At 67.7% G+C, this 18,477-nt stretch carries 14 protein-coding genes; 10 read left to right on the top strand and 4 right to left on the bottom strand.

Annotated elements, in window-relative coordinates; genetic code table 11:
* The first annotated feature begins 13 nt into the window (after nt 1-13).
* On the top strand, nt 14-1,630 hold the full coding sequence (locus tag MLGJGCBP_RS30940) for a 4-hydroxyphenylacetate 3-hydroxylase family protein (RefSeq protein ID WP_160100446.1): 1,617 nt from the start codon (nt 14-16) through the stop codon (nt 1,628-1,630).
* A gap of 23 nt (nt 1,631-1,653) precedes the next feature.
* On the opposite strand, the gene MLGJGCBP_RS30935 is transcribed toward MLGJGCBP_RS30940, so the two are convergent.
* Complete coding sequence (locus MLGJGCBP_RS30935) at nt 1,654-2,601, bottom strand: AraC family transcriptional regulator (protein ID WP_087559169.1); 948 nt, start codon at nt 2,599-2,601, stop codon at nt 1,654-1,656.
* A gap of 206 nt (nt 2,602-2,807) precedes the next feature.
* On the opposite strand from MLGJGCBP_RS30935, the gene MLGJGCBP_RS30930 reads away from it, so the two are divergent.
* The 7 genes from MLGJGCBP_RS30930 to MLGJGCBP_RS30900 all read left to right on the top strand — a co-directional run bounded on the left by MLGJGCBP_RS30930 (nt 2,808) and on the right by MLGJGCBP_RS30900 (nt 10,973).
* On the top strand, nt 2,808-4,019 hold the full coding sequence (locus tag MLGJGCBP_RS30930; RefSeq protein WP_095862376.1) for a cytochrome P450: 1,212 nt from the start codon (nt 2,808-2,810) through the stop codon (nt 4,017-4,019).
* 2 nt (nt 4,020-4,021) lie between these two features.
* The gene (locus MLGJGCBP_RS30925; RefSeq protein WP_160100444.1) at nt 4,022-5,017 is read left to right on the top strand and encodes a 2Fe-2S iron-sulfur cluster-binding protein; all 996 of its coding nucleotides are present in this window, start codon (nt 4,022-4,024) and stop codon (nt 5,015-5,017) included.
* Between the two features lie 180 nt (nt 5,018-5,197).
* Entirely contained in the window at nt 5,198-6,574 is a 1,377-nt protein-coding gene (benA, locus tag MLGJGCBP_RS30920) for a benzoate 1,2-dioxygenase large subunit (RefSeq protein WP_087559172.1), read from the top strand.
* Between the two features lie 14 nt (nt 6,575-6,588).
* Nucleotides 6,589-7,098 (top strand): benzoate 1,2-dioxygenase small subunit, encoded by a 510-nt coding sequence (gene benB, locus MLGJGCBP_RS30915; protein ID WP_087559173.1) that lies wholly within the window; start codon nt 6,589-6,591, stop codon nt 7,096-7,098.
* Between the two features lie 36 nt (nt 7,099-7,134).
* Nucleotides 7,135-8,685: a benzoate 1,2-dioxygenase electron transfer component BenC gene (gene benC / locus MLGJGCBP_RS30910; protein ID WP_160100442.1), complete on the top strand. Its 1,551-nt coding sequence runs from the start codon at nt 7,135-7,137 to the stop codon at nt 8,683-8,685.
* Nucleotides 8,682-9,476 carry a 1,6-dihydroxycyclohexa-2,4-diene-1-carboxylate dehydrogenase gene (locus MLGJGCBP_RS30905; RefSeq protein WP_160100440.1) on the top strand — a complete coding sequence of 265 codons (795 nt, stop codon included), beginning with the start codon at nt 8,682-8,684 and terminating at the stop codon, nt 9,474-9,476. The genes benC and MLGJGCBP_RS30905 overlap by 4 nt, the downstream gene beginning before the upstream one ends.
* Nucleotides 9,477-9,620: 144 nt before the next feature.
* Nucleotides 9,621-10,973, top strand: a complete 1,353-nt coding sequence (locus MLGJGCBP_RS30900; protein WP_160100438.1) for an MFS transporter — start codon at nt 9,621-9,623, stop codon at nt 10,971-10,973.
* Here MLGJGCBP_RS30900 and MLGJGCBP_RS30895 read toward each other — a convergent pair.
* Entirely contained in the window at nt 10,949-12,016 is a 1,068-nt protein-coding gene (locus MLGJGCBP_RS30895) for a 2-oxoacid:ferredoxin oxidoreductase subunit beta (RefSeq protein ID WP_087559177.1), read from the bottom strand. The two genes, MLGJGCBP_RS30900 and MLGJGCBP_RS30895, sit on opposite strands and share 25 nt — an antisense overlap.
* A gap of 5 nt (nt 12,017-12,021) precedes the next feature.
* Nucleotides 12,022-13,953, bottom strand: a complete 1,932-nt coding sequence (locus tag MLGJGCBP_RS30890; RefSeq protein WP_160100436.1) for a 2-oxoacid:acceptor oxidoreductase subunit alpha — start codon at nt 13,951-13,953, stop codon at nt 12,022-12,024.
* Between the two features lie 140 nt (nt 13,954-14,093).
* Here MLGJGCBP_RS30890 and MLGJGCBP_RS30885 point away from each other — a divergent pair, with 140 nt between their 5' ends.
* Both MLGJGCBP_RS30885 and MLGJGCBP_RS30880 read left to right on the top strand, forming a co-directional pair.
* Nucleotides 14,094-16,796, top strand: coding sequence for a helix-turn-helix transcriptional regulator (locus MLGJGCBP_RS30885; protein ID WP_160100434.1), 2,703 nt, complete (start codon nt 14,094-14,096; stop codon nt 16,794-16,796).
* A gap of 103 nt (nt 16,797-16,899) precedes the next feature.
* Nucleotides 16,900-17,736, top strand: coding sequence for a class I SAM-dependent methyltransferase (locus MLGJGCBP_RS30880; RefSeq protein ID WP_160100432.1), 837 nt, complete (start codon nt 16,900-16,902; stop codon nt 17,734-17,736).
* 40 nt (nt 17,737-17,776) lie between these two features.
* Here MLGJGCBP_RS30880 and MLGJGCBP_RS30875 read toward each other — a convergent pair.
* The coding region (locus tag MLGJGCBP_RS30875; RefSeq protein ID WP_160100430.1) for a 3-keto-5-aminohexanoate cleavage protein at nt 17,777-18,477 on the bottom strand (701 nt) is incomplete at its 5' end.

Raw genomic sequence — 18,477 nt, 5'->3', positions numbered from 1 at the left:
GGACTTCACTCCCATGACCACCACCGAAAGCACTCCCGAGACCGCGGTCGACCCGACGAAGGTCAACCCTGCCGCCGACTGCGAGGCCAACCGCACCGCCAACTTCGCCACCCGCCCGATGACCGGCGACGAGTACATCGAGTCGTTGCGCGACGACCGCGAGATCTGGCTGCACGGGGAACGGGTGAAGGACGTCACGACGCACCCGGCGTTCCGCAACCCCATCCGGATGACCGCCCGCCTCTACGACTCGATGCACACCGGTGAGCACGTCGACAAGGTCACCACCTCCACCGACACCGGCAACGGCGGCGTGACGATGCCGTTCTTCAAGGCGCCGAAGTCCTCCGACGACCTGCTGAAGGAACGCGACGCCATCGCCACCTGGGCGCGCATGACGTACGGCTGGATGGGCCGCTCCCCCGACTACAAGGCGTCGTTCCTCGGCACCCTGCACGCCAACAAGGAACTGTATTCGCCGTTCCAGGACAACGCCGAGCGCTGGTACAAGGAATCGCAGGAGAAGGTTCTCTATTGGAACCACGCGATCATCAACCCGCCCGTCGACCGCCAGTTGCCGCCGGACGAGGTCGGCGACGTGTTCATGAAGGTGGAGAAGGAAACCGACGCCGGCCTGATCGTCAGTGGCGCCAAGGTCGTCGCGACTGGTTCCGCAATCACCAACTACAACTTCATCGCCCACTACGGCCTCCCGATCAAGAAGAAGGAATTCGCCCTCATCTGCACCGTCCCGATGGACGCGCCCGGGGTGAAACTGATCTGCCGGTCCTCGTTCACACAGAACGCGGCCGTGATGGGCACCCCGTTCGACTACCCGCTCTCGAGCCGGATGGACGAGAACGACACCATCTTCATCTTCGACAAGGTGCTCGTGCCGTGGGAGAACGTCTTCATGTACGGCGACGTGGACAAGATCAACGGCTTCTTCCCGCAGTCGGGGTTCCTGCCCCGCTTCACGTTCCAGGGCTGCACGCGTCTCGCGGTGAAGCTCGACTTCATCGCCGGCATGCTGATGAAGGCCCTCGACGCCACCGGGGCCGGCGGCTTCCGCGGCGTCCAGACCCGCGTCGGTGAAGTGATCGGATGGCGAAACCTGTTCTGGTCACTCACCGAATCCATGGCACGCAACCCCGAGCCGTGGATCGGCGACACCGTCATCCCCAAGCTCGAATACGGTCTCACGTACCGCATGTTCATGATCCAGGGCTACCCGCGGATCAAGGAGATCATCGAGCAGGACGTCGCGTCCGGCCTGATCTACCTGCCGTCGAGCGCCCGCGACTTCAAGTCACCCGACGTCCGCCCGTACCTCGACAAGTACGTCCGCGGCTCGGACGGCATGACCGCCGTCGAACGCGTGAAGATCATGAAGGCACTGTGGGATTCGATCGGCAGCGAATTCGGTGGCCGCCACGAACTGTACGAGCGGAACTACTCCGGCAACCACGAGAACGTCAAGGCCGAACTGCTGTTCGCCGCCGAGAACCGTGGCGACGTCGCCTCCATGAAGGGCCTCGCCGAGCAGTGCCTGTCCGAGTACGACCTCGACGGCTGGACGGTGCCCGACCTCATCGGCAACGACGACGTCTCGTACTTCGGTAACAAGTAGCGTCTACACACGCGCACTCCCCGTCAGAAGCGAACGAGCTCTGACGGGGATTTGCCGTACCTGCGGCGGTACGCGGCGGAGAACCGGCCCGCGTGCGTGAAGCCCCATCGGGCAGCGACTTCGGAGACGGTGACACTCGACCCCAGCGCCTTCAGGTCTTCGTGGGCGCGGCTCAGCCGGATGTCGAGGAGGCATTCGGAGGGGCTACGTCCGACGTACTGGCGGAACCCTTCCTGCAGGCGGCGGACACTGGTGCCCGCCAGCTCGGCCATGTCGGCCGCGGTCCAGGCACGGGCCGGGTCGTCGTGGAGTCCGTCGAGAACGCGTTTGACTATCCGCGGTCGCGGGGAGCTCGGGCGGGCGTCCTCGTCGGGGGTGACGGCGAGGATGAACGCCGACGTGATCGCGCCGGCGAGTTGCGGGCCGACCACCGGGTTCGCGAGAAGGTCGGCCGGCTCCCGCAGTTGCGCAGTCAGTGAGCGCACCAGACGGAACCAGCTGTTTCCCGCGGCACCGGTGAGATCCAGCTGTGCGGGCAGGCGCAGCCCGGTCCGCAGCTCGGAACCGAGGATCCGGTCGGCCTCCCGCTCGAGGAAGTCGCCGTCGAATTTGACGCCGAGCACCGAGCAGTCGCCGCTCCACCGGGTGATCAGGGTCGGCTCGTCCGCCCGGAAGACGGTGGCCTGTCCCGGCCGCGACACCACCGTGCCGCCCGGCGAACAGGACTCCAGCGAACCGGACAGCGGGATGTTGACCTCGTACGCGCCCGGGTAGTCGCATTCGATCGACACGTCCGCGCCCCAGCCCAGCCTGCCGAGCGTGACGGGACCGAAGTCGACGGTCCGCATCGACAGGGTCATCGCACCGCCCGACGACAGGTCGGTCAGCGTATGGGGAAAGTACGCACCGGCCACCGCTCTCGACGCCGCATCCCAGTCCCGGGTCTCGGTGATCGTCGATGCCATCGTCATGCACCTGCCTCGCTGAAGTATCTCTTCCGACCAATTGAAGCTGCGCCGGGACTCCGAGTCGAGGGTAACTGAGATGCCGATCACAACTTGTCGCGCACATCGTCCAGGCCCCGCGCAGAGTGGCTAGACGGCCCGCCGACCTGCGCAATACGTTCTCCCCAACGCCGCCACGGCCGCGAAAGTTGTTTTCGAAGAGGAGAATTGACATGACCGCCACGCTGTCCTGGATCGACGAGATCACGATGACGGAACTCGAGCGCAACCCGTACCCGGTGTACGAACGGCTGCGCGCCGAGGCGCCGCTGGCGTACGTCCCGGTTCTCGGGTCGTTCGTCGCCACCACCGCCGATCTGTGCCGCACCATCGCCAACAGCCCCGACTTCGAGGGGATCATCACGAAGGCGGGCGGGCGCACGTTCGGCCACCCGGCGGTGATCGGAGTCAATGGTGAAATCCACCGCGACCTGCGGTCGATGGTCGACCCGGCGCTGCAACCGTCGGAGGTGGATCGGTGGGTCGACGGGCTCGTCCGGCCCATCGCGCGGCGCTACGTGGAGCAGTTCGAGAACGACGGCACCGCCGATCTGGTGTCGCAATACTGCGAGCCGGTCAGCGTGCGCGCACTCGGTGACCTGCTGGGCCTGAACGACGTCAGCTCGGACACGTTGCGCGACTGGTTCCACCGGCTGTCGAACTCCTTCACCAACGCGGGCGTGGACGCGAACGGAGAATTCACGAACCCGGAGGGCTTCGTGCAGGGCGACGAGGCGAAGGCCGAGATCCGGGCGGTCGTCGATCCGCTCATCGACAAGTGGACCGTCGACCCCGACGACAGCGCCATCTCGCACTGGTTGCACGACGGCATGCCCGAGGGGCAGGTCCGCGACCGCGAGTACATCTACCCCACCCTGTTCGTCTACCTGCTGGGCGCGATGCAGGAGCCCGGGCACGGCATGGCGTCGACGCTCGTGGGTCTGTTCACCCGCCCCGAGCAGCTGGAGGCCGTCGTCGACGAGCCCGCCCTGATTCCGCGGGCGATCTCCGAGGGAATGCGCTGGACCTCCCCGATCTGGTCGGCCACCGCCCGCATCAGCACCCGGGACGTCACGCTCGGGGACGTGTTCCTTCCCGAGGGATCCGTGGTGCTGCTGTCCTACGGTTCGGCCAACCACGACACCGCCGTCTACGACGCCCCCACCGACTACGACATGACGCGTCCCCCGCTCCCCCACCTGGCGTTCGGTTCCGGCAACCACGCGTGTGCGGGCATCTACTTCGCCAACCACGTGTGCCGCATCGGCCTGGAGGAGCTGTTCGAGGCGATCCCGAACCTCGAACGCGATGCCGGCGCGGACGTCGAGTTCTGGGGCTGGGGTTTCCGCGGCCCGACCGCACTGCGGACCACGTGGGAGGTGTAGCCGTGACCTTCACCGTCTCGGTCGGCACCGACAGCGTGGACTGCCGCCCCGACCAGCCGATCCTGGACGCCTTCCTCCGGGGCAGCGTGTGGATGCCGAATTCGTGCAATCAAGGCACGTGCGGGACATGCAAGCTGCGGGTGGTGTCGGGGGCCGTCGACCACGGACCGTCGCCCGAGAACACCCTGTCCCCGGCCGAGCGCGAGCAGGGGTTCGCGCTGGCCTGCCAGGCGACCCCGTGCAGCGACACGGTGGTCGAGCGCCTGGACGCGGCGCCCGCGGGCGACGTCCATGCACTGCGGGACCTTGTCGGTACCGTGACCGCGATCGAGGACATCGCCCGCGACACGAGGCGCGTTCTGGTCACGCTCGACAGCCCGCTCGAGTTCTCCGCGGGGCAGTACGTCGAACTGCGGGTCCCCGGCACCGGCCACGGCCGCCCGTACTCGATGGCGAACACACCGGGCGAGTCGAAACAGCTCGAGTTCCACATCCGCAGGCAACCGGGTGGAGCGGCGACGGAAGGCTGGGTGTTCGCCTCGATGTCCGTCGGTGAGCGAGTAGACATGGTAGGCCCGCTCGGCGACTTCCGTCTCGACCCGGAGGACGCCGGTCCGATGATCCTGCTCGGCGGCGGAACCGGTCTCGCCCCGCTGAAATCGATTGCTCGCCAGGCACTGACGACGCAACCGGACCGGGCGATCCACCTGTATCACGGGGTGCGCGGGGAAGCCGACCTGTACGACGTGGACCTGCTGCGGGAATGGGAGCGGGCGCACCCGGGGTTCCGATACGTTCCGTGCCTGAGCGACGAGACGTGGTCCGGGCGGTCCGGGTACGTCACCGATGCGTTCGTGGCGGACTTCGACACCTGCCGCGGCCACTCCGGGTACCTGTGCGGGCCGCCCGCGATGGTCGACGCCGGGATCAAGGCGTTCAAACGCAGGCGGATGGCGCCGCGGCGTATCTTCCGGGAGAAGTTCACCCCCGCCGGCTGATCCCGGTACAAGACGCACGCCGGGGCCGCCGAGACCCCGGCGTGCGCATGCCGAACACGTCCTAGTCAGTACTCGGTAAATGCCTAGTGTGATGCAGGGCACAGGCTGCAAGAGTGGAATCCATTGCCGGACCCGGGCGCCCCCGCAGGGCGCAAGCCCCCGGAGATCTTGGAGGATCCCATGACTGAAACCCTGTACTCAGCGCCGTCCGAGGACGTGCGCGCCAAGCTGGCCGACGCGCTCATCGAAGACTCGGAAACCGGCCGCTACCAGGTGCGACGAAGCGTTTTCACCGACGAGGACCTGTTCGAACTGGAGATGAAGCACATCTTCGAGGGCAACTGGATCTACCTGGCCCACGAAAGCCAGATCCCGAACGTCGGCGACTACTTCACCACGTACATGGGCCGCCAGCCGATCGTGATCTCCCGCAACAAGGAGGGCGAACTCAACGCCCTGGTGAACGCGTGCAGCCACCGCGGCGCCATGCTCTGCCGGCGCAAGACGGACAACCGGACCACGTTCACCTGCCCGTTCCACGGCTGGACGTTCAACAACTCCGGCAAGCTGCTCAAGGTCAAGGACCCCCGCGAGGCCGGCTACCCGGAGCAGTTCAACAAGGACGGCTCCCACGACCTCACCAAGGTCGCGCGGTTCGAGAACTACCGCGGCTTCCTGTTCGGCAGCCTCAACGCCGACGTCCCGCCGCTCGAGGAACACCTCGGTGACACCACGAAGATCATCGACATGATCGTCGACCAGTCGCCCGACGGACTCGAGGTGCTGCGCGGTGCGTCCACCTACACCTACGACGGCAACTGGAAGCTGCAGACCGAGAACGGCGCCGACGGCTACCACGTGTCCGCCACCCACTGGAACTACGCGGCGACGACGTCGCGGCGCGAATCCGGTGAGTCCACCAACGCCACGAAGGCGATGGACGCCGGCAAGTGGTCGAAGCAGCAGGGCGGCTACTACTCGTTCGACAACGGCCATCTGCTGCTGTGGACCAAGTGGGCCGACCCCGCCAACCGCCCCCTCAACGAGCGCCGCGACGAACTGGTCGCCGAGTACGGCGAGGACCGCGCCGACTGGATGATCGGCGTGTCCCGCAACCTGTGCCTGTACCCGAACGTGTACCTGATGGACCAGTTCGGTTCGCAGATCCGGCACTTCCGTCCGATCTCCGTCGACAAGACCGAGGTCACCATTTACTGCATCGCACCCAAGGGTGAGAGCCGGACGGCCCGCGCCGCCCGCATCCGGCAGTACGAGGACTTCTTCAACGCCACCGGTATGGCCACCCCGGACGATCTCGAGGAATTCCGCTCCTGCCAGAAGACGTACCAGGCCGGGGCCGCACCGTTCAACGACCTCAGCCGCGGTGTCACCCACCAAATCCAGGGTCCCGACGAGGACGCCAAGAAGATCGGCATCAACCCGATCTCCAGTGGTGTGAAGACCGAGGACGAGGGCCTCTACCCGATCCAGCACGGCTACTGGGTGCAGGCGCTCACCAAGGCGCTCGACGCCGACGTTGCCGCGAACAACCGCTGAGGGAGACGATCACCATGACTGCAGTAGCCGAAAGCACCGTCACCCAGCACGACATCGAGCAGTTCCTCTACCGTGAGGCCCGCTACCTCGACGACCGCGAGTTCGAGAAGTGGATCGAGTGCTATCACCCCGACTCCGAGTTCTGGATGCCGGCGTGGGCCGACGACGGTGAACTGACCACCGACCCGATGACCGAGATCTCCCTGATCTACTACGCCAACCGTGGCGGCATCGAGGACCGGGTGTTCCGCATCAAGACCGACCGGTCGAGCGCGACGAGCCTTCCGGAACCGCGCACCGGGCACAACATCTCGAACGTCGAGGTCGTCGAGCGCCGGGGCGACGTCGTGGATGTCCGGTTCAACTGGTTCACGCTGTACTTCCGGTACAACACGGTCGACACGTACTTCGGGAACTCGTTCTACACGATCGACTTTTCCGGTGAGCAGCCTCTGATCATGAAGAAGAAGGTCGTGCTCAAGAACGACTACATCCACCACGTGGTCGACATCTATCACATCTGATTTCCTTTCCATTCTTCGCGAATCGAGCTGTTTTCCATGACTTTCCAAGTTGCACTGAGTTTCGAGGACGGGATCACCCGCTTCATCAAGTGTGACGGCGACGAGACGGTCGCCGACGCGTCCTACCGCGCACGCATCAACATTCCCCTCGACTGCCGGGACGGGGCGTGCGGCACCTGCAAGTCGCTCTGCGAGTCCGGCACGTACGACGGCGGCGACTACATCGAGGAAGCGCTCACCGACGACGAGGCGGAGCAGGGCTACTGCCTTCCGTGCCAGATGATGCCGGAAAGCGATCTGGTGCTGCAGATCCCGACGACGTCGGATGTCGCCAAGACGGCTGCGGGCACGTTCACGTCGACGGTCACGGAGATCCGGAGGTTCTCCGAGACCACCATCGGGTTCACCATCGACCTAACGAACCGCGACGACCTCGTCTTCCTCCCCGGGCAGTACGTCAACATCACCGTTCCCGGGACCGAAGCGACGCGCTCGTACTCGTTCAGCACCGGACCCACGTCGAAGGAACTGTCGTTCCTGGTCAAGATCACCGACGGCGGTCTGATGTCGGAGTACCTCCTCGACCGCGCCCAGGTCGGCGACACACTCGAGTTCACCGGCCCGATGGGAAGCTTCTTCCTGCGTGAGCAGAAGCGCCGCGCGCTGCTGCTCGCCGGCGGCACCGGGCTGGCCCCGCTGCTGTCGATCCTCGACAAGATGCGCACCGACGCCGCCGACCACCCCGTGCACCTGATCTACGGGGTCTCGTCCGACGCGGACCTGGTGGAACTGGACAAGCTCGAGGACTACACGAAGTCGCTGCCGCAGTTCACGTTCGACTACTGCGTGTCCGACCCGGCGAGCAGCGCCCCCAACAAGGGGTACGTGACCGGCCTGTTCGAACCCGCGCACCTGAACGACGGCGACGTGGACGTGTACCTGTGCGGCCCGCCTCCGATGGTCGAGGCGGTGCGCGACCACCTGAAGGCGGAGGGCGTGACGCCGGCGAACTTCTACTTCGAGAAGTTCAACAACGCGGCCACGCCGAGCGGGTCCGAGGGAGCCGCAGCGCCGGCGGCCGACCCGGTCGCGGTCGCGGCCCCGGCGGCGCCCGAGTACGAGATCGGCGAGGAGCACCAGCCGCTGTCCGAGTCGGACGCACAGTTCGACGCCCGCATGGCCCTCGAACTGGGTGCAATGGAACTGACCATCGGCCGGATGACGCGGGAACAGCTGTCCGAGTACCGGATTCTCGCCGAGACCTCCTGCGAATCGATCGAGAACGACCACTTCACGGACGCGAGCGCGTTCACCGACACCAACGCCTCGTTCCACGAGTTCCTGTTCCGGTGCACCGCCAACGACGTGCTGCTGGAGGCGTACAACCGCCTGGAGGTGACGCAGCTGATGACCAAGGTGCTCCGCACCGCGGACTGGGTGGACGAGCACATCCAGCACGACCACCTCGACATCGTCGCCGCGTTCGAGAAGGGCGACCGCGCCGCCGCCCACGACCTGATCGTCAGCCACAGCGCGCACGCGAAGGCCACCATGTGCCGCGCCATCGAGAGGAGTGCCGTCGCATGAGCGGATTGATCACGCCGCACCGTTTCGACGGCAAGGTCGTCGCGGTCACCGGCGCCGCGCAGGGCATCGGACTGACGGTCGCCACCCGACTCGCGGCCGAGGGCGCGTCGCTGATCCTCATCGACCGCGCCGACCTCGTCCACGACGTCGCGAAGGGATTGCGGGAGAACGGCACCGAGGCGCACAGCATCACCGCCGACCTGGAGCAGTTCGCCGACGCCGAGGCCGCGATCGGCGAAGCCCGGCAGCAGCACGGCCGGCTCGACGCGCTGATCAACAACGTCGGCGGCACCATCTGGGCCAAGCCGTACGAGCACTACACCGCCGAGCAGATCCAGGCGGAGGTGCAGCGCTCCCTGTTCCCGACCCTGTGGACGTGCCGCGCCGTCCTCCCCCACCTCATCGCGCAGCAGTCGGGCACCATCGTCAACGTGTCGTCGGTGGCCACCCGGGGCGTCAACCGGGTGCCCTACGCGGCGTCGAAGGGCGGGGTCAACGCGCTCACCGCCTCCCTCGCACTCGAAGCGGCGCAGTACGGAATCCGCGTGGTGGCCACCGCTCCCGGCGGCACCGAGGCACCCGCACGCCGTGTTCCCCGCGGTCCCGGCGCGGACACCGATCAGGAAAAGGCCTGGTACCAGCAGATCGTCGACCAGACGGTCGACTCGTCGCTGATGAAGCGGTACGGCACGCTCGACGAGCAGGCCGCCGCGATCGTCTTCCTCGCCTCGGACGAGGCCTCCTACATCACCGGCTCGGTCCTGCCCGTCGCCGGTGGCGACCTCGGCTAGCCCCACAGATCTCGACCGCCTCATCGGCGGGGCGCGTTGCACCGCCTCGCCGATGGGGCATTTCTCTACCCGAATTCAACTGTGACACAGCACACTTTGATGCAAGGCCCGATTCCCCGTCACACCCACCGAGCGGAGATCACCATGACTCAATCCACCCCCGGCACCTGGGCAAGTCCGAGACACCGCAGCGCCGTCACCTGGATCGTCGCCATCGCCACGATCGCGATCATCTTCGACGGCTACGACCTCGTCGTGTACGGCACGATCCTCCCGACGTTGATGAACGATCCCGGCCAACTCGGCGAGATCTCCGCCCAGCAGGCCGGCGCACTGGGCTCGTACGCACTGATCGGCGTCATGGTGGGCGCACTCACCGCAGGCGCGGTGGGCGACTACCTCGGCAGGCGCCGGATGATGCTGGTCAACATCGCATGGTTCTCCGTAGGCATGGGACTCGCCGCGCTGGCCACGAACGTCACCATGTTCGGCCTGCTGAGATTCTTCACCGGCATCGGCGTCGGCGGTCTCGTCGCCACCGCGGGCGCGATGGTGGCGGAGTTCGCCCCTCCCGGAAAGCGGAACCTGTACAACGCGATCGTCTACAGCGGCGTCCCCGCAGGCGGAGTGCTCGCCTCCCTCCTCGCGATAGTCCTGCGCGACACGATCGGGTGGCGCGGCCTCTTCTGGATCGGCGCACTGCCCATCGTGATCCTCCTTCCGCTGGCGCTCGCGAAACTGCCGGAGTCGCCGAAGTGGCTCGTCGCCCGCGGGCAGGAGGACAAGGCCCGTCGCGTCTCCGAACGGACGGGTATCCCGATGCCCGGCGCCGAGGAGATCGCCGCGGAGCGGGCGTCGGTGGAGAAGGTCGGCTTCGCGGCACTCGCGACGCGCCGTTACGCCTGGGGCACCGCGCTTCTCGGGCTGATGAGCTTCTCCGGCCTGCTGCTCACCTACGGGCTCAACACGTGGCTCCCGAAGATCATGGAGGACGCCGGCTTCAACGCGAAGGGGTCGCTGTCGTTCCTGCTCGTCCTCAACGGCGGCGCGATCCTCGGCGGCCTGATCGCCTCGAAGGTTGCCGACGGCATCGGACCGCAACGGGTCGTCGCCACCACGTTCGGTCTCGCCGCGCTGGCCCTGATCCTCCTGACGCTCGGCTTCTCGCTTCCGGTGCTCCTCGCGTCCGTCGCGGTCGCCGGAGTCGGCACCATCGGCACCCAGGTCCTGATCTACGGATTCGTCTCCAACTACTACTCGACGTCCGCGCGCGGCGCCGGGGTGGCCTGGTGCGCCGGATTCGGCCGGCTGGGCGGCATCTTCGGCCCGCTGATCGGCGGCGCCCTGATCAGCGCCGGGATCAGCAGCCAGGTGGCGTTCTACGTCTTCGCGGGCATCGCCGTCCTGGGCGGGATCGTGACGTTCTTCGTCCCGCGCCAGCGGGATGCGGTTGCGACCACCAGCGAGGAGTCCTACTCCACCGTCCAGGTGTCGTGACCGGTCAGCAACCGCTGCAGCGAACCGTCGTCGACGGGGTCCGTCTCCCGGGCGATCTCGTTCTGCAGGCGCACCATGTCGTCGTACGTGTCCCGCGCGACGCTGCGGAACACACCCGTCACGGTATGGGTGAGGTCCTGGTCGGACAGCCTCGACAGTGCGTACGCGTAGTCGGGGTCGTCGGTGTGGGCGTCGTGCACCACGATCTCGTCCCGGTCGACGTCGGCGGTCGCGACGACCTTCAGGCCGAAACCGGATCGGACGACGCAGTATTCGCCTGAACCGCCGAACACGATCGGCTCGCCGTGGGTCAGCGGGATCAGGCGCTGCTCCGCACCGTCCTTGCGCAGGACGTCGAACGAGCCGTCGTTGAAGATCGGGCAGTCCTGGTAGATCTCCACGAAGGACGTGCCGCGGTGGGCCGCCGCCTGCCGCAGCACCTCCGTCAGCCCCTTGCGGTCCGAGTCCATCGCGCGGGCCGCGAACGTCGCCTCGGCGCCCAGCGCGAGGGACAGCGTGTTGAACGGGTGGTCGACCGACCCCAGCGGGGTCGACTTGGTGACCTTCCCGACCTCCGACGTCGGGGAGTACTGGCCCTTCGTCAACCCGTAGATCCTGTTGTTGAACAGCAGGATCGTCAGGTTGACGTTCCGGCGCAGGGCGTGGATGAGGTGGTTGCCGCCGATCGACAGCGCGTCGCCGTCGCCGGTCACCACCCACACCGACAGGTCGGGGCGCGTCACCGCCAGACCGGTCGCGATGGCGGGCGCGCGGCCGTGAATCGAGTGCAGACCGTACGTGTCCAGGTAGTACGGGAACCGGCTCGAGCATCCGATGCCGGAGACGAACATCAGGTTCTCGCGTCGAAGTCCCAACTCGGGCAGAAAACTTCGGATCGTCGCGAGAATGACGTAATCTCCGCACCCCGGACACCAGCGGACCTCCTGGTCCGAGGCGAAGTCCTTGGCCTTCTGCGGTTCGTCGGTCCGGGGCACGTGCGCCGTGGCGCTCAGTCCCAGATCCGTGCCCACCCGACTGATCATCCGAGTCACGCCGACTCCTCCTGCCGGGGTCCGGTCGATCGATAGGTCGCCGACGCGAGCGCGTTGGAGGTCTTCGCGAGTTCGTGCTCCCGCAACGTCCCGGCCAGTGCGGAGTCGATCACCTCGTGCAGTTCGTCGCCGAGGAAGGCGAGGCCCTTCACCTTGGTCACCGACTGCACGTCGACGAGGAACCGCGAGCGGAGGATCATCGCGAGCTGCCCGAGATTCATCTCCGGGGCGACGACGGTCCCGTAACTGCGAAGCACCGCACCGAGGTTCGCGGGCAGCGGGTTCAGGTTGCGCACGTGCACGTGGGCCACCTTCTTGCCCTCACGGCGAGCACGCCTGCACGCCTCGCCGATGGGCCCGTACGAACTTCCCCACCCGACGAGCAGCAGGTCGGCCTCCCCCGAGGGGTCGTCGACGACGGCGTCGGGAACGGTGATTCCGTCGATCTTGGCCTGGCGCAGCCGGACCATCAGGTCGTGGTTGGCGGGATCGTAGGAGATGTCGCCGCTGCCGTCTGCCTTCTCCAGACCGCCGATGCGGTGTTCGAGCCCGGGAGTTCCCGGTATCGCCATGGCACGCGCGAGCGTCTCCCGGTCGCGGACGTAGGGTGCGAACTCGCCGTCCGCCGGTGGCGCCGTGTCGACGCCGGGGTCGATCCGGTCCAGTGCGGACACGTCCGGGACGGCCCACGGTTCGCTGCCGTTCGCGATCGCACCGTCCGACAGCAGAAGCACCGGTGTGCGGTACGTGAACGCGATCCGGGCGGCCTCGACCGCCGCGCCGAAACAGTCCGCGGGTGAGCACGGTGCGATCACGGCCACCGGCGATTCGCCGTTGCGCCCGTACATCGCCTGCAACAGGTCCGACTGCTCGGTCTTCGTCGGAAGACCGGTGGACGGGCCGCCGCGCTGGACGTCGATGACGAGCAGCGGAACCTCCGTCATTACCGCCAGCCCGATCGCTTCGCTCTTGAGCGCCAGCCCGGGCCCGGACGTGCTCGTCACCCCGAGCGCACCCCCGATCGACGCGCCCAGCGCCGCGCCGATCCCGGCGATCTCGTCCTCCGCCTGGAACGTGGTGACACCGAGATTCCGGTGTTTGCTCAGCTCGTGCAGGATGTCCGACGCCGGGGTGATCGGGTAGGTGCCGAGGAAGACGTCCCGCGACGCCAGCCGCCCCGCGGTCACCACCCCGTAGGCCAGTGCCGTGTTCCCGGTGACCTGGCGGTACGTGGCCGGTGGGAGCGTCGCCGCCGACACCTCGTACGTCGTCGCGAAACTCTCCGTCGTCTCCCCGTAGTTCCACCCGGCCCTGAACGCGAGCAGGTTGCCCTCCGCGATCTGCGGCTTCTCCGCGAACTTGACCTGCAGGAACCGCTCGATGCCGTGAGTGGGGCGGTTGTACATCCAGGACAGCAGCCCGAGCGCGAACATGTTCTTCGCCCGCTCGCCGTCCTTCCGGCTCAGTCCGGCGGGTTCCACCGCACCCGACGTCAGCGTCGACATCGCCACCGGATGCACCACGTAGTCCTCGAGGGAATCGTCGTCGAGCGGGCTCGTGGCGTACCCGACCTTCGCGAGATTCCGCTTGGTGAACTCGTCCGTGTTCACGATGATCATGCCGCCGCGCGGCAGATCGGCCACGTTCGCCTTCAACGCGGCCGGGTTCATCGCGACCAGTACGTCCGGGCGGTCGCCGGCCGTGAGAATGTCGTAGTCCGCGATCTGGATCTGAAACGACGACACACCGGGCAGGGTGCCCTGCGGCGCCCGGATCTCGGCGGGGAAGTTGGGCTGGGTGGCGAGGTCGTTGCCGAACGCCGCCGCCTCCGACGTGAACCGGTCGCCGGTCAACTGCATACCGTCGCCCGAGTCGCCGGCAAAGCGGATCGCCACCCGCTCCAGCTTCGTGGAGTTGGCCCCCGTCATGAATGCACCCTCGTCATGAATTGCACCGAATCCTTCGACTCGTGTTCGCTCTGACCAGCAGCTTCTAACCTCACCGTACAAGCGTTCCCAATTTTCGCCAGGAAGACGCCGAAATAGCGCGTCGCGATACGGTGAGTGACGTGAGTGACCCAGGGAGTATCGAGTTCGTCGGACGTTCCCGCGAGCTCGCCGAACTCGAGGCGGCCCTGCACGAGACGGCCCAGCACGGGCCCGTCGTCGTGGTCGTCGAAGGCGTGCCGGGCATCGGCAAGACCACTCTGGTGGAACATTTCCTCGCCGCGCATACCGCCGTGCCCGCGTTCTCCGCGGTGTGTGCCCCGTGGGCTTCGAGCCGTCCCTTCGGAGTCGCCGAACAGCTACTGGGTACGGCCGTCACGTCGCGGGACCCGCTCGACGTCGCCCGTGAATTCGTCATGTCGGTGGGTCCGCGCGCCGGTGACGCGCCGTTTTTCGTCGTGGTCGACGACGCGCACTGGGCAGACCTCGCGTCGCTTCAGTCGCTGACCTCCGCCGTGCACCTGCTCGACCGTCCGGCCACGATCGTCCTCGTCACGAACCCGGATCCGCCCGACGGTGTTCCCGCGGACGTCCTCGACGTTCTCGACCGGCACAGCCGCCACCGGGTTCGTGTCCGCCCACTCGACGCGTCCGACGCTCGCGCCCTCGCGAGCAGCCTCGCGCACGTCGACCTTCCCGCCCCGCTCGCGCACCAGCTGGTCCAGCACACGGCCGGGAACCCGCGGCACCTCACGCAACTCCTCCAGGAAGTCGATCCGGTCGCCTGGGGACGCTGGCAGGCGGTCCTCCCGGTGCCGCACACGTTCGCCGCAAAGGTACGGTCGCTGCTGTCGGAGGCCTCACCGCAGGCCCGGGCGCTCGCCGAAGCGGCCGCAGTCCTGTCCGGGAGTCCGAGATTCGCCGACGCCGCCGCACTCGCCGGCATCGAACACCCGGTGGACGCGCTCGACGAACTTCACCGGGCAGGCCTCCTCACCGCCGGTGAGCACCGCGGTGTGATCGTGCTGACCTTCCCGTCGCCACTCACCCGCGCCGCCGTCTACCACAGCCTCAGACCGACCCGATTGCGCGACCTGCACGATCACGCCGCACGGATCGTCGAGGACGAGGGCAGGCGACTGGACCACCGCGCCGCGGCCTCCCCGTTCGCCGACCCGGCACTCGCAAACGAACTCGACCGCTACTCCGCGAGCAGGGCGACCGTCGGGGCGTGGTCGGCGGTCGCGGACGCACTGATCAAGTCGAGCCGCCTCACCGCGGATCGGCGGGAACGCGAGCAGCGGTTGATTCGCGCCGTCGACGCCCTCGTCGGTACCGGAAATCTGTCCCAGGCAGTGGCTTTCGCCCCGGAGATCGAGAGTTTCCCGGAAAGCCCGTTGCGGGACGCCGTGCTCGGCTACCTCGCGATCCAGCGCGGCCGTCGCGCGGAAGCCGAGGCGCTGCTCACCCAGTCCTGGGCCGCCTGCGACCCGGAGACCGATCCCGCCACCGCGGCCTTGATCTGCCAGCGGCGCGTCCTCGACTCGCTGGCCCGCTGGCACGGACCGGACCTCGTCGAGTGGGGTTCCCGGGCAGTCGCTCTCGTCGATTCGGCTGATCCGTCGGCCGTCGAATCCGCGGCGATCATGGGCCTCGGACTCGCCGCCACCGGCCGGATCGCGGAGGCGAGGGCACACTACGACACCCTGTCCGCGAAGATCGCCCTCGGCGCCCAGTCCCAGCGCTTCGACATGGCCCGGGGCTGGCTCGACCTGGCGCTGGACGATCCCGAAGCGGCGCGCCAGGAACTCGAGAGTGCCGTCCCCACGGCCTTCCGGATGGGCTCCACCCGCATCTCGCTGTGGGCGCAGGCCTGGTTGGCGCGAACACAATTCGCCCTCGGCGATTGGAACGGCGCCATCGCCACCGTCGACCGTGCCGCGCACCAACTCGAGGACGCCACGCTCGATCTTCTCCGGCCCCTCGTCCATTGGACCGGCGCGCAGACCCACGCGCTGCGCGGGAACTGGCCCGCGGCACAGGAGCATCTCCGCCTCGCCGTCGCGAGTTCGCACGACTACCCGATGATGTTCATCCCGTCCTCACTGGCGCGTGCCCAGTGCGCCGAAGTGGAGGCCGACTACGCGGCCGTCATCAGGGCGCTGGAGCCTCTCACCCGCCTGGAACCCCGGGAGGGGGTCGACGAACCCGGCTTCTGGCAGTGGCCAGACGTCTACGCGAACGCGCTCGTGATGACCGGGCACGTCGACGACGCGGACGCGTTCCTCACCCCGCACGAGGAACGGGCCGCGGAACGCGGGCACCGGTCCGCGATGGCGCGTCTCGGCTACGCCCGCGGTCGCATCGCCGGCGCGCGCGGCGACATCGACGCCGCCAGGGACGTGTTCGAGAATGCACTGACCCAACTCGACACCCTGCCCCTCCCCTACGACCGCGCCCGGGTGAACTTCGCGTACGGCCAGACCCTGCGCCGGGCAGGCAAACGACGCGAAGCCGACGCCGTCATGCAGGCCGCGCGGGAAGGGTATTCCGCGCTCGGTGCCACCTCCTACGTGCAGCGGTGCGACCGCGAACTGAAGGCAGGCGGCCTCAACGTCAAACGCAGCCGGTTCACGCTCGAGGAACTGACTCCGCAGGAACGGGCGGTGACCGAACTCGTCGCGGGCGGAGCCAGCAACAAGGAGGCGGCGGGCGAGCTGTTCCTGTCCGTCAAGACGGTGCAGTACCACCTGACCCGCGTCTACGCGAAGCTCGGCATCCGCTCGCGCAGCGAACTCGCGGCGCAGTTCCGCGATCAGGAGTGACGTTCCGGGTGGCGGGAACCCACCCCGAGGGTGCCTGTTCCGGGCGCCCTCGTCCGGCCAGGCTTGATCTCGACCGATGCAGCCGACCCACCGGAGTTTCGAGATGGATGACACGATCGACGCAGTACGAGCCGACCGCGAACTGAAGACCAAACACCGCGCCATGTGGGCGCTCGGCGACTACCCCGCCGTGGCGACGGACGTCATCGCGGACCTCGGCCCCGCCCTGGTCCGGGCGAGCCGGGTCAGGCCCGGTGACCGTGTCCTCGACGTCGCGGCCGGTTCCGGCAACGCCGCCATCCCCGCGGCGCTGTCCGGTGCGACCGTCGTCGCCGGCGACCTCACCCCGGAACTGTTCGACGCCGGCCGCCGCCGGGCCGCCGAACTCGGCGCCGAGGTCGAGTGGCGCGAAGCCGACGCCGAGGCGATGCCGTTCGCCGACAACGAATTCGACACCGTGATGTCGTGCGTCGGTGTCATGTTCGCCCCGCACCATCAGGACAGCGCCGACGAACTCGTCCGCGTCTGCAGGCCGGGCGGGACGATCGGACTGCTCAGCTGGACCCCCGAGGGGTTCATCGGTCAGATGTTCGCGACGATGAAACCGTACGCACCCCCGCCGCCTGCCGGCGCGCAGCCGCCGCCGCTGTGGGGTCGCGAGGACCACGTGCGGGCGTTGTTCGGCCATCGGGTGACCGACGTCGTGGCAACCCGGCACACCGTCCGCATCGACCGGTTCCGGACCCCGGAAGACTTCCGCGACTACTTCAAGACCCGCTACGGCCCGACCATCGCGGTGTACCGGAACATCGCCGACGACCCCGCCCGGGTGGCCGAGCTGGACCACGAACTCGCGGATCTTGCACGGCGTTTCGACTACGGCACCGGCAGCACCGTGATGAACTGGGAGTACCTCCTGCTCACCGCGCGGAAGTGGTAGCGAGCCCGACCACGACGCGGCCGGCCGGGCGGCGTCGACATCAGGCGTGCTGGGTGAAGCCCACCTGGCCGGGACGGCGGTTCGGGGCGTAGCCGAGCTTGGCGAGGGTCTCGTCGGCATCGGCGTAGGTCTGACCGATCCGGTAGATGTCGCGGGCCTCCTTCCCGGTGGCCACCTCCCGGCCCAGTTCCCCGGCCACCCGGACCAACTGCTCGATCTGCGCGACCGACGTCATCTTCTCGCCCTTGCGACCCCAGATCGTGTCCTCGTTCCCGCAGCGGGGGTGCAGGCCCATCGCGATCGCCATCGCGTTCACCGGCAACACCGACCGCATCAGGGTCTCGAGGGTCAGGCACGCACCGTCCGGGACCCGCTGGACGAAGTTCATGATGTTGTACGGGTTCGGGCCGTCGAAGCCGCCACCGATACCGACCCAGGTCAGGTTCAGCGGACCGGTGTACACCCCACGGCGGATCAGCCGCTCGACGGTCTCGAGCTGCGGGATGCTCGACAGCTGGAAGTGCGGCTGGATCCCCGCGGCCTGCAGCCGGCGCAGGTGCTCCTCGACCCACGCCGGGCCGGCCGGGACCGTCATCTCCCGGTACGCCTCCGCCAGCTCGGGGCGCTGCATCGAGGTGCCGGCGATGTCGTCGGCGGTCATCAACTCCATGATGTTCATCTGCGAGGTGTTGATCGCGATCGTCACCTGGTCCGGTGCCGGATCGAGGTCGGCGAGCATGT

This window comes from Rhodococcus sp. T7, assembly GCF_009872365.1.
Lineage (GTDB): Bacteria > Actinomycetota > Actinomycetes > Mycobacteriales > Mycobacteriaceae > Rhodococcus_F.
This window is presented reverse-complemented; position numbering and strand designations above follow the sequence as displayed.

Coding starts and splice junctions, on each gene's coding strand:
- MLGJGCBP_RS30940 (WP_160100446.1), top strand. CDS start 14: ATGACCACCACCGAAAGCACTCCCGAGACCGCGGTCGACCCGACGAAG.
- benA (WP_087559172.1), top strand. CDS start 5,198: ATGACTGAAACCCTGTACTCAGCGCCGTCCGAGGACGTGCGCGCCAAG.
- MLGJGCBP_RS30905 (WP_160100440.1), top strand. CDS start 8,682: ATGAGCGGATTGATCACGCCGCACCGTTTCGACGGCAAGGTCGTCGCG.
- MLGJGCBP_RS30880 (WP_160100432.1), top strand. CDS start 16,900: ATGGATGACACGATCGACGCAGTACGAGCCGACCGCGAACTGAAGACC.
- benC (WP_160100442.1), top strand. CDS start 7,135: ATGACTTTCCAAGTTGCACTGAGTTTCGAGGACGGGATCACCCGCTTC.
- MLGJGCBP_RS30935 (WP_087559169.1), bottom strand. CDS start 2,601: ATGACGATGGCATCGACGATCACCGAGACCCGGGACTGGGATGCGGCG.
- benB (WP_087559173.1), top strand. CDS start 6,589: ATGACTGCAGTAGCCGAAAGCACCGTCACCCAGCACGACATCGAGCAG.
- MLGJGCBP_RS30890 (WP_160100436.1), bottom strand. CDS start 13,953: ATGACGGGGGCCAACTCCACGAAGCTGGAGCGGGTGGCGATCCGCTTT.
- MLGJGCBP_RS30930 (WP_095862376.1), top strand. CDS start 2,808: ATGACCGCCACGCTGTCCTGGATCGACGAGATCACGATGACGGAACTC.
- MLGJGCBP_RS30895 (WP_087559177.1), bottom strand. CDS start 12,016: ATGATCAGTCGGGTGGGCACGGATCTGGGACTGAGCGCCACGGCGCAC.
- MLGJGCBP_RS30900 (WP_160100438.1), top strand. CDS start 9,621: ATGACTCAATCCACCCCCGGCACCTGGGCAAGTCCGAGACACCGCAGC.